Origin of the sequence: Neobacillus vireti (genome assembly GCF_001026695.1) — a bacterium.
GTDB classification, from domain to species: Bacteria; Bacillota; Bacilli; order Bacillales; family Cytobacillaceae; genus Neobacillus; species Neobacillus vireti.
Window position 1 is genome coordinate 376,807 of sequence record NZ_LDNB01000014.1, and the last position, 11,066, is coordinate 387,872.

General features: G+C 36.9%; 7 protein-coding genes and 1 rRNA gene. 6 read left to right on the plus strand and 2 right to left on the minus strand.

What is annotated here, in order from left to right; genetic code table 11:
* The first annotated feature begins 15 nt into the window (after positions 1-15).
* The 3 genes from AA980_RS19145 to AA980_RS26560 all read left to right on the plus strand — a co-directional run bounded on the left by AA980_RS19145 (position 16) and on the right by AA980_RS26560 (position 4,157).
* Positions 16-1,239, plus strand: coding sequence for an ATP-grasp domain-containing protein (locus tag AA980_RS19145; RefSeq protein WP_024029987.1), 1,224 nt, complete (start codon positions 16-18; stop codon positions 1,237-1,239).
* Positions 1,240-1,343: 104 nt separating this feature from the next.
* The gene (locus AA980_RS19150) at positions 1,344-1,802 is read left to right on the plus strand and encodes a CotY/CotZ family spore coat protein (RefSeq protein ID WP_160310254.1); all 459 of its coding nucleotides are present in this window, start codon (positions 1,344-1,346) and stop codon (positions 1,800-1,802) included.
* A gap of 189 nt (positions 1,803-1,991) precedes the next feature.
* On the plus strand, positions 1,992-4,157 hold the full coding sequence (locus AA980_RS26560; protein WP_024029985.1) for a YheC/YheD family protein: 2,166 nt from the start codon (positions 1,992-1,994) through the stop codon (positions 4,155-4,157).
* 413 nt (positions 4,158-4,570) lie between these two features.
* Here the strand turns inward: AA980_RS26560 and AA980_RS19160 are convergent, their stop codons facing one another.
* The gene (locus AA980_RS19160) at positions 4,571-5,803 is read right to left on the minus strand and encodes an ATP-grasp domain-containing protein (RefSeq protein ID WP_024030929.1); all 1,233 of its coding nucleotides are present in this window, start codon (positions 5,801-5,803) and stop codon (positions 4,571-4,573) included.
* 201 nt (positions 5,804-6,004) lie between these two features.
* On the opposite strand from AA980_RS19160, the gene AA980_RS19165 reads away from it, so the two are divergent.
* Together AA980_RS19165 and AA980_RS19170 are read left to right on the plus strand one after the other, a co-directional pair.
* Complete coding sequence (locus AA980_RS19165; RefSeq protein WP_024030930.1) at positions 6,005-7,384, plus strand: Mur ligase family protein; 1,380 nt, start codon at positions 6,005-6,007, stop codon at positions 7,382-7,384.
* Between the two features lie 246 nt (positions 7,385-7,630).
* A complete protein-coding gene (locus AA980_RS19170) occupies positions 7,631-9,019 on the plus strand; it encodes a Mur ligase family protein (protein ID WP_024030931.1) in 1,389 nt (462 codons plus the stop codon).
* A 67-nt stretch (positions 9,020-9,086) separates the two neighbouring features.
* Here AA980_RS19170 and AA980_RS19175 read toward each other — a convergent pair whose 3' ends face one another.
* On the minus strand, positions 9,087-10,442 hold the full coding sequence (locus AA980_RS19175) for a C40 family peptidase (protein WP_024030932.1): 1,356 nt from the start codon (positions 10,440-10,442) through the stop codon (positions 9,087-9,089).
* 484 nt (positions 10,443-10,926) lie between these two features.
* Here AA980_RS19175 and AA980_RS19180 point away from each other — a divergent pair.
* A 16S ribosomal RNA gene (locus tag AA980_RS19180) occupies positions 10,927-11,066 on the plus strand; the annotation flags it as partial.

An 11,066-nucleotide genomic window follows, 5' to 3' on the forward strand; every position in this document is an offset into this window, starting at 1 on the left:
AGGATGGTTGAACAAATGAAGACAATTGTCTTTTTGGGATGTAACAATTCTGGCACTAGTAAAGAAGCGCTAACGATAGCAAAAGAAATGGGATACTTCATTGTTTTGTTAACAAACAAGAAAAATCACATGTTGAAAAAATACGAATTTCCAGGTGTTGATCAAGTTGTTTTTATCAACGACTTATTAGATGAAGTAAAGGTTCTCGATGAACTGACAAAATTAACGGTAACAGGAAAACAAATATGTGCATGCCTTAGTTTTATTGATCCCTATGTTTCTTTTGCCGCAAAACTGTCTGAACATCTAGGACTGGTAAAACTATCGGTGGACTCACTTTATATTATGGAAAATAAAATTAGGTTTAGAGAAAAATTAACAGATCTTTCGAGTTCGCCTTTTTATGTAGTCTTTAATAATAGTATACCTGTTGACCAGTTTGTACAGCGGTATAAAGCATTTTTGCCATTGATATTGAAACCGCCGGCTTCCAATGGTTCAAAGAATGTCCTCTTGGTTGAAACAATAGAAAAGTTTATGGCCGGTATAAAATTTCTACAAATAAAATATCCAACACAGCCGCTATTAGTGGAAGAATATTTATTAGGGCCTCAGTTTTTAATTGAGATCATTGTAACCAACAATGAAATGACTGTTGTCGGAGTGATTGAACAAGAATTTACAAACAACGAAAGATTTATCGTGACTGGATATAAATACCCTGCAAGATTAACGAATGAAGAATATAAAAACCTTGTTGATTCCATCACAGCCATTGTTGACCAAGTAGGACTTTCAAATGGATCGTGTCATTTAGAGATGAGAATTGTACAAGGGGAATGGAAACTTGTCGAGATCAATCCAAGAATGTCTGGTGGAGCGATGAACCAAATCATTGAGGAAGGAACAGGAATTAACCTCATTAAAGAAATAGTAAGAATGGCTCTCGGTGAGCAACCCTTATTAATCGAAACACGAAAACAACATGTGTACGCCATATATTTAACGATTGGTTCTCAAGGAAAGCTACTCAAAGTAACAGGTATGGATCAAGCTTTGAGGCATGAAGGTGTAAAATACGTCCATATCAAGCCAAAGGAAGGAAATATATTAATCGTCCCCTACTCTATGGGCAATCGTTATGCCTGCATCATTGCAGCCTCGGAATCTCCAGAAATAGCAAAATCTAGCGCAATAGCCGCTGCACAGGAGATAAAGTTTTATTTGGAACCAATTTGAGTGATAATTGGGTAAAATGTCCAAGCATGAATTCCTTTACAATTCGCACACTCCCCTTGATCGATAAATATCATATTAAAAAGGACAGATACAGGGAGCTGTCAGTGAAATTGAGTAGCGAGAAAAGAAGTATACATGGTTTATGTGAAGCGCTTTTTGAATTGAAATCATTGCAAGACTTATTAACCGATTCCTCGAACAAATTTTCTGGAAAATTGCTTGCTAAATTAGTAGGCGTAGACACTATTCCTTTCGTATTATTGACGAAAGATGGATTCCTTTCATACAAGGGTGTGGAGGTCAATCATGAAAATGGGCAGGAAGAGTCCTTTACATCTAATTATTTTCGAATTGAATCGATTGAAAAAGAAGGACGCTATGCAACGATTTCATTACTTCGTCCCCTAGATATACATGGTGAAACTCCACACTCACATAGTGATGTTATGAGATTAAAGAAAACATCTAACCGTATAAAAGTTGATTTATTAAATATATATGCCATTCAAACCTTAGATATTGAATTCCTTAAAAGGGAAATCATTATTGAGCCAAAATGGTAATGTATTAACTTTCGCCCTATGTGTTCATGGGGCCTTTTTTATGGAAAAAGGTAGCGCTGTGTAAAATGCACGATTTATGCGTCCTCAATCATGAAATATCAATAAAACTGCACTTCTGTCCGTTTCAAATTGGTTAGTAATTGAATGTAATGTATAAGGTTTTAAAGTTCAAGTAAAGGAGATTATTTAATGACATTGATAGGAATGTTACATCATCGTAAAGACCCGACAACAGTCATAAAGTCTTATGCCTATGCTGCCGTTGCTAAAGCAGAAGGGGCCAAGTTTTTCTATTTTTCACCTGGAACAGTGAATTTTGTTAACAGCTCCATTAAGGGACAAGTATATGAAAACGGCATATGGGTAGAGAGAATAATGCCTTTCCCAGATGTTATCTACAATGCAGGGAGTCCTGAAAAACTCGCTAAGTCTAAGGAAATTATTCAAAGGTTAAAAGAAAAGATCCCCTTTACCACCCATTCGATCGGTAATAAATGGAATATTAATGAGCGGTTAAAAGAGGCAAAAGAATTCTCAAACTATCTAATTCCGTCAGAAATTGTAATAGATACTGAGCATTTCTTCAAACTTGTGGCTGCATTTGAAAAGGTTGTATTTAAACCGATTGATGGAAGAAAAGGGCAAGGGATCTTTTTCATTTCCCAAAGTGATGCTGACTTTCTCGTTAAGAAGGACTCCCATACTATTTACTACTCCAAACAACAACTAAACGACCTTATTAAATCAAAACTGTCATCAGGAACCTTTATTGCTCAACCCTATATCCAATCTGTCACAAAATCCGGACAAGTCTACGATTTCAGACTCCATGTTCAAAAAGATGGTGATGGAAAATGGGTGATCACCACGATCTATCCGCGAGTTGCTCCAATGGGATCTATTATTGCCAATATTAACAATGGAGGTTTCACCAATTATTTAGATCCTTTTTTACAGCAAGAATTCAAAGAAGAAGCATTTAATATTAGACGAACACTCGAACATTTTTCTTTGGCATTAGCCAATCATTTAGATGAACTTCAAATGCTACAATACGGGGAGGTCATTGATGAAATTGGCGTAGACGTAGGACTAGATGAGAATTCTAAAATCTGGATATACGAGGTAAACTGGCGGCCGGGTTGTCCACCTGCCTTTTATTTGGAGTTAGATGTAGTAATTAATTCGATTAGATATGCCATGTTTTTAGCAAAGAACCAAATTATGATTACCAAAAAAATAAAAGAATTAAAGCGGGAAAAAACGGTAGCAAAGAAGGAAATACCGATTATCGCGATAACTGGGAGTGCAGGTAAAACAACGTCCAAAGCATTTCTTGCATCGATTTTATCAAAGAAATGGAATACTTTTGAATCTAAAGATTATTGGAATACAACAGAGCATACGAAAAAACATGCGGCAGAAATCAATCCAGCCCATGAAGCAGTTGTATTAGAGTATGGAATGGCCTATCCCGGTGTCATTACTGAACATTGCAGCATCATCAAGCCTAATATAAGCATCGTGACAAATATCGGTTTAGCCCATGTAGGTAATTTCCATGACGATATTAAAGGAGTCGCTCATGCAAAATCGGAATTGATTCATGGGATGGATCAAAATGGCGTCCTATTTCTAAACAAGGATGATCCTAATTCAACCTATTTAGAAACCCAAAATTTTAAGGGGACGATCTTCACAGTTGGAATAAATTCAGCTGCTGACTACAGAGCCTACGATGTTAAATACGCACACTCAGGAATGAATTTCAAGATGAAGCTTAAAGGGCAGGAAATATCACTTTTCATTCCTATTTTAGGGGAGCACCATGTATACAATGCTCTAAACGCGATTGCTGTTGCAGACTACTTAGGGTTTACGCCAATGGAAATTAAATTGGGGCTGCTTTTTAGAAAACCACCTAGAAGACTGACTATTTATAACTGCCGTGACAATATAACCGTAATAGATGATACTGTTCATTCCCATCCTCAAGGAGTGCGAGCTGCAATCGATGTTCTTTCAAATGTTGGAAAGCACCGAAAAATAGCGATTATTGGACAGATGAGGGAATTGGGGAACTTAAGGGAGGAAGAGTATCGTAAAGTCGGAGAATATGTTCATGATAAAAAAATTGACCTTTTAATTACTTATGGTTTTCGAACAGAAGAGATTGGAACACAAGCAATTGCAAAAGGTCATTCCGCCAAAAATGTCTTCCACTTCACTAATCGGGACCAATTACATGAATTGTTATTGAAGATTGTAAAAAAAGATGACACGATTTTGGTCAAAGGAGCGAGTAAAACGAATATGTTTGATACCGTAAAGTTTTTAGATCAAACATTTAGATAGGTTTTATCGGTTTAATAAGTTTCAATGTAAAAAACGATTTTGGCGATTGCAAAGGCACTGAAAAAGTCCCTTAATTTTAGGGTTATGTGTCTTAATTGGCTGTTGATTTCCGCTCCAGGCGGCTTCGCTTTCCGCGGGCGTGCCGGGGAGCCTCCTCGGCGCTTTAGCGCCTGCGGGGTCTCCCCTGCCCCGTACTCCCGCAGGAGTCTTCGCCGCCTTCCGCTCCAATCAACAGGGTTCTTTTAATTAGATAGATACCCTCATGAACAAAAAGACGACTCTAAAATCCACTTTTGGAATTTTAGAGTCGTCTTTTTTTACTGCTATTCAGCACTAATGAAAAATACAAAGTTTTCCAACGTCCTCGGATATTGCCGAAGTCCTTTTTGGGGTAGGAACTATCTTTTGATGTATCATTTTCCCGTTTCATCCACCGCTAGATGGAACTGAATCTCGTTTGCAGCACTCTTTGCCAGTTTTTTAGCTTCTTCCATACTTTCCCCTGTTGCAATCACGTAGGCATATCTATGACCCATTGATAATGGCGGTGTTAACTTAGTTCCCTTTTTAGGCTTCACGTAAACTTTAACTACACCTGGGGACCTTAATGCCCTCCTTTTTCCCGTAACCTTTTCTAATATTCCCTTTTTCGAAATAATGACGTGCTGCGTAAATACGTAATTCGTACATTTTGGTTTTAGTGACGGAATTTCTCCTAAATATAATTTAAGAGTTTCTTCTACTAAATTAAACCCAAATGCAGCTAGGATCATATCATTCATTGCACCACCAGAAATTCTTGGGTTGATTTCAATGAGTTTCCAGCCGTCTTTTGTCCGACGTATTTCAAGATGAAGGGCGCCATTCTTAATTCCGAACTGGGAAATGATAGATTGCAGGACCTCTTCAATTCCTGCTTTTATTTGATTGGGAACTTCCGCAAGTACACCATAACCTGTAATAATAAATCTTTTACCCTGCGTAATTTCTTGTTCGAAAATGCCAGCAATCATAATCTTGTTGTTGTATATGAGCGCCTCGACTAAATATTGGTTTCCGTCAATATATTCTTCAATAATAATTGCTTCATCGGGGTTCTTTTCTTGCAATTTTTCTACCTGTTTTTCTAATTTTTCCTTTTTATCCACGAATATCACATCTTTAGAACCTGTTGATTTAGCGGATTTCACCATGACCGGAAATGTTAGATCTTTGTCTATCTTTTTGACTGGAATCTCTTTGCCTTTAGTGATAATAAAAAAATTAGGGGTGTATGGTTGTTCACTTAGAAAAAATCTTGTTGCCTCTTTATTTTCCATTTTTGAAATGGCTTCAGACGAAATATCATTCTTACAAAATTCATCACAAAGAATGGCGGCACTATGGACACTAGAATCAATAAAACTGACAATCGTCTTAATATCCTTTCCTTTTAATTGCAATTTTCTGATTTCACCTTTCATTTCTGAAAGATTATTCGTATTAACAAAAATCATCTCATGAACATCCGTGTACTCTTTCCGTTGTTCTAATTGTTTTTCATTATTCGTGAAAACAACTGTAAAAAAACCGAGTCGCTCTGCTGCTTTAATCGCTTCTCTACTCGATCCAGATTTATTTGTGCCGATAAAAATAATCGTTTTCAAACGTTCCACTCCCTAAAATAAACTTCATTTGTACAACTCGTTATATAAGTATGAATTAAACCGTTTTTTGTATGGTTATGTATCCTGTAAAATGGGTCAGCAGAAAACAATCTTTTAAAAGGACACCAATATTAATCCATATGTACAAGCAAGTTGAAAACGCGCACATATGATGATTATGAGAAAGGAGTGTGATAGTAAATGAAGCCCTTATCGGTCGAGTGTATCAGAACTATCTTTTCCGGTGACTTGATTCAAGGGTCTGATGATGTAATTGTTCATTTTGGCGCATACCGACATAAACAAATAAAGAATCAAAATACCATTCTTTTTTTAAGGAGAAAAGTTGTCAATTTGAAAAAGCTAGAAGTATATTTCCCTTTAGTGCTTGTAACAGACCAAACCATTAGCAGGAGTGAACAATTTAAGAATTTAACAATCATAATGGTCAAGGATGTGGAAGAAGCTTATTGGAAATTTGTAAAGTACTACCGAAGCCTTTTTCATATTCCTGTTGTAGCTATAACAGGGACAGCAGGAAAAACAACGACAAAAGATATGATTAGTCATATTCTTTCAGCTAAAAAAACAATTACAGCTACAAATAGTACCAATAATTCTCGAACAGCTCACTTACAATACCTCCTTAGCATTGATGATGACACAGAAGCAGCTGTATTTGAAACAGCGGTTGGAGCACCTGGAGATGTGCTAAAAGCAGGGGAGTATTTTAAACCGACTATCGGCATTATTACAAACATAGGCGCACACCACTTGAATTACTGTAAAACGCTAGAAGGCTATATCCAGGCAAAAGCAGAAATGGCAAAAATACTTGATCAATCAAGTGTACTTATTATTAATTCGGAAGATGATAACACGAAAAAAATAGATTTATCCAATTATCTTGGACGGATCATAAAAGTTGGCATCGATCCATCCTGCCACTTTAAAGCAGCTGGTATTAAATATTGTAAAGACGGGATGGAATTTAATGTCCAACACGAGGAGAAAAACTACTCTGTTTTCGTTCCAGGCTATGGCGAGCAACAAGTTTATAATGCACTTGCCGCACTTGCAGCTGTCCATGAAATAGGAATTGATCTTCTGGAAGCGGCAGATCGATTAAAAACATATAAAAATCTAAATAAGCATCTTCAAGTACGTGAAGGACTTAATGGCGCTACGATCCTTGATGACACATGGAGCCTAACAACCACGTCATTAAAGGCCGCTTTAAAGGTGTTAAGTGAAGTTGGAGAATCGAAAAAGAAGGTGGCTATTTTAGGAACTATTACGGATTTAGGATCTTGGGGATACGTCATTCATGAACAGGCAGGGGAAATTATAAGCGAGTCAGATGTTGATGTTCTCATTACGATAGGTTTCCACGCCCGTATTATGGCTGATTACTTATTAAAAATAGGAACGACTTCAACGGTCTATTCATTTAACAATAGCACCCTTGTTTATGATCTTTTAAAAGAAATCGTTGATGAAAATACAATTGTCCTGATTAAAGGGGATATGTATAGCAAACCAATGATTGAATTGGCATCTAAATTACGAAAGAAGATATAGCCCTCCTTTTACATTCTTTGTATAAGAGGGGAATATTTCTGTCCTAGTATAAGAGGGGAATATTTCTGTCCTAGAAAACCAATTTATCAGAATATATCGAAAGCCAAACAAGATTAAATCTCCTTCTTTCCATGAGTGTGACCCTGCCTCCACCGAGCCCATGAAGAAATTAGCATATTCCTATTCAATACCTATACATTATGAATTGGGTTTTCATATGATATTCAGAAGAAAGGAGGAAGTTGATTGCAACCTTTACTAGTAAAAGACATTCGACAGTTACTGAAAGGTAAATTAGTTAGCGGTCTGGAAAATTGGAAGGTAAGAGACGTTATTTACTATAATCGTCATGAACATACAAAGCGGTATACGCTAATGTTTGTTAGCAGGGACGATACAATTAACTGGACTGCGATTAATAATAAGGGACCATCTCTAGTGATTTCGGATAAGCCTGAGTCGGAATTGAAAATGGCTCTTCCGAATACGTCCGTTATCAAAGTTGACAGCCTTGTACAGGCATACTGGAAATTTATCGAGTATTACCGAGGCCTTTTTCAAATCCCGGTGGTGACCATAACAGGAACATGCGGAAAAACAACAACGAAAGATATGATTAAACATATTTTGAGCAAGGATCAAAATGTTCAAGCCTCCGAAAGCAGCAAGAATGAACCACGAAGATCATTACCCTATCTGATGGGGATTGATGATAAAACAGATGCAGCTGTTTTTGAACATGGACTGGGGAATTCTGGGAACATAAAGCATCAGTGTATGATTTATCAACCGACAATTGGAATTATTACCACGATTGGCGTCCATCATTTAGATGGGTGCGGGAATCTTGAAGGATATATAAAAGCAAAGGCTGAAATAGTGGACGGAGTGAAAAAAGGCGGTACATTGATTTTAAATGCGGATGATGAAAATACTAAAAAAGTGTCGCTGCATTCATTTAAAGGAAAGATTATTTATTTTGGAACCGATATGAAGGCTGATTTCAGAGCTTCCGCAATGAAGTTTGTCAATAATGGAATGAAATTTCTGTTACATGTGTCAAATCGTACGTACGAAGCTTTTATCCCTGGCTATGGCGAGCACCAAGTATTTAACGCACTTGCTGCACTAGCGGCTGTGAACGAGATGGGAATGGATATTGAGGAAGGAATATCTCGTCTTTCTACTTATAAAAATATGGTAAGGCATCTGGAATTTGCAAAGGGGTTCGGCGGTAGTACGATTATAGATGATACTTGGACAAATAATCCCACTTCAGTAGAAGCGGCATTAAAGGTGCTTGATTCCCTTGGCGAGGGTAAAAATGTCATTCTTGTGCTAGGCGATATTAATAGATTAGGAAATTTTGAAAAGAAGTATCATCGAGAAATTGGCACTATGGTCGCAAAGAGAAACATCCACACGCTGATTACAATCGGCAGTAAGGCTGAAGAAATAGCAAGACAAGCGAAAAAAGACGGTAGTAAGGCCGATATCCATATGTTTCAAAATGTCAATGGCCTTAAAGAAGTTTTAGAGCCTGTACTTGATAGTAACGCAATCCTACTTATTAAGGGGCCAATGTCAAGTCGGTCCATGATTAATTTTGCGAACAGCTTAAAAAAGGATAACTAATCTAAGAACAAAGAAGCATTCGATGCTAATATCGCATCGAATGCTTCTGGTCGTTCTCATTACATAATTAAAGAACACGTCTTGCTCCAGCATAGTTGTTCTTAGCCCAAACAGAGTCTAGACTTTCTTTAACTGCACTGCCGGAAGTATGGAGTGTGATAAATTGATTTCCTCCAATATAAATTCCGGTTTGTGTAATTTTAGAACCGCTATTATCTGTAGAGAAGAACAAGAGATCCCCCTTTTGAAGATTAGCTTTTTGGACTGCTTTACCCATTTGAGCCTGTTGGCTTGCAAGTTTATATTTTAAATCAATTCCTTGATTTTTATATACATAGTAGGTAAAACCGGCACCTGTAAATGTTAAGTTATTTTCATTGTAAGAATACCCGAATTTTGCTTTCCCGATAAGACTGGAAGCAAAATCGACAACTTTATCAGCTGGTAAAGTACTTGCTGTAGGCTGCGTCACTTTTGGTGCAACACTGTCAGTGAAAACACGTTTTGCCGTAATATAATGCTGATCATAATAATCAACAAACAGAACTCTAGTCAGGATACCGTTTGAATTGGGAATAATAATTCTGTGATCACCTGCGTAAATGGCTACTGTAGACGGTGTGCTTGAACCGATAGTACTATTAAAAAAGATTAAATCACCTTTCTTTAAGTTTGCTCGTGAAACGGTTGTGCCGAGTTTCATTTGTTCTTTTATATTAGTTGTTCCTAAATTAACGCCATTTGTTTTATAAACATAGTTAACAAAGCCTGTCCCTGTGAACTTCATTGCTTTTTCATCATTCACACTGCCCATGGTCACTTTTTTCATTAAATTAAAGGATTGTTCAACGATTTTTTCACCTTTTGTTGCTGGGTTTGAAGGGAGTAAGCTTGGTAATACTCTGCGGGCAGAAAAGTAAGCATCTGTATAATATGGCTTACTATTCATATCAGCAATCACAATATTTTGTTTTGAGTCAGCCATATGAATTACTTTATTGTCGCCAATATACATCCCTACATGATCGGGATCCGTGCCTGTTTTTTTACTTTTAAAGAATACTAAATCCCCTTTTTGTAATTGATTTCTTGGAACGTATGTCCCTTGCTGCACCATATAATTTTCATTATAAGTAGCAAGATCTACTCCATTCTGTTTAAAAATATAATCAATGAACGTTGCACATGAAAATTTGTAAGGGTAAGTTGATTTATACTCTGACGTACTGTAAGTTGCCTTTCCTATTAAACTCTTACCGGTTTGAATTAATTGATCTGCCTTTGCTTCGACAGCTAGTTGGTTGTTTTGTGGATTAACGGTTGCAGCTGAAACCTTTATTGGATTAATAGCGGTAGGAGCCGCTCCAAAAGTACCCAAACCAAGTGTGATTGCTAATGTAGTTGTAACTAAACGTTTTTTCATCGTTTACCTCCTGAAGTGTTATAGTTCTTCTCGCAACCGAGTTTAACATATTATAGAGACGAGTCCTTGTGGTGAAATATCCCAGTACACTTCGTTGTATGATCAAAAACCTTTCCACTCAAGGGTTATACGAAGAAATTTACAGTTTGGTTACAAGGGTTACAGAGGGCATTAAATTAAATCTCTACTATATATTAGTCGTTAAATCATTTTTCTACGGTTGAATGGGAAGAAAAACTTTTGTCTCCTATTTTAAAAAAACTTTAGAAAAGGTATTGACCAATCTATTAATCTCCTGTAATATATGAAAAGTCGTCAGCAAGACGGCGAATAACATAAAAAAGTTGTTGACATTAACAACTTAAAATGTTATTCTAATATAGTTGCTTCAAACGAAGTAACAAGAACTTGTTCTTTGAAAACTAAACAAACAAAAACGTCAACAAACAATATTTTTTAGTTTTTTATAAAACTAAGCCAACGTAACTTTTATGAGCTAATCAACTTTCTTNAACGCTGGCGCCTAATACATGCAAGTTGAGCGAATCTTTGGGGGCTTGCTCCCAATGGTTAGCGGCGGACGGGTGAGTAACACGTGGGCAACCTGCCTGTAAGACTGGGATA

Coding starts and splice junctions, on each gene's coding strand:
- AA980_RS19145 (WP_024029987.1), top strand. CDS start 16: ATGAAGACAATTGTCTTTTTGGGATGTAACAATTCTGGCACTAGTAAA.
- AA980_RS19165 (WP_024030930.1), top strand. CDS start 6,005: ATGAAGCCCTTATCGGTCGAGTGTATCAGAACTATCTTTTCCGGTGAC.
- AA980_RS19175 (WP_024030932.1), bottom strand. CDS start 10,442: ATGAAAAAACGTTTAGTTACAACTACATTAGCAATCACACTTGGTTTG.
- AA980_RS26560 (WP_024029985.1), top strand. CDS start 1,992: ATGACATTGATAGGAATGTTACATCATCGTAAAGACCCGACAACAGTC.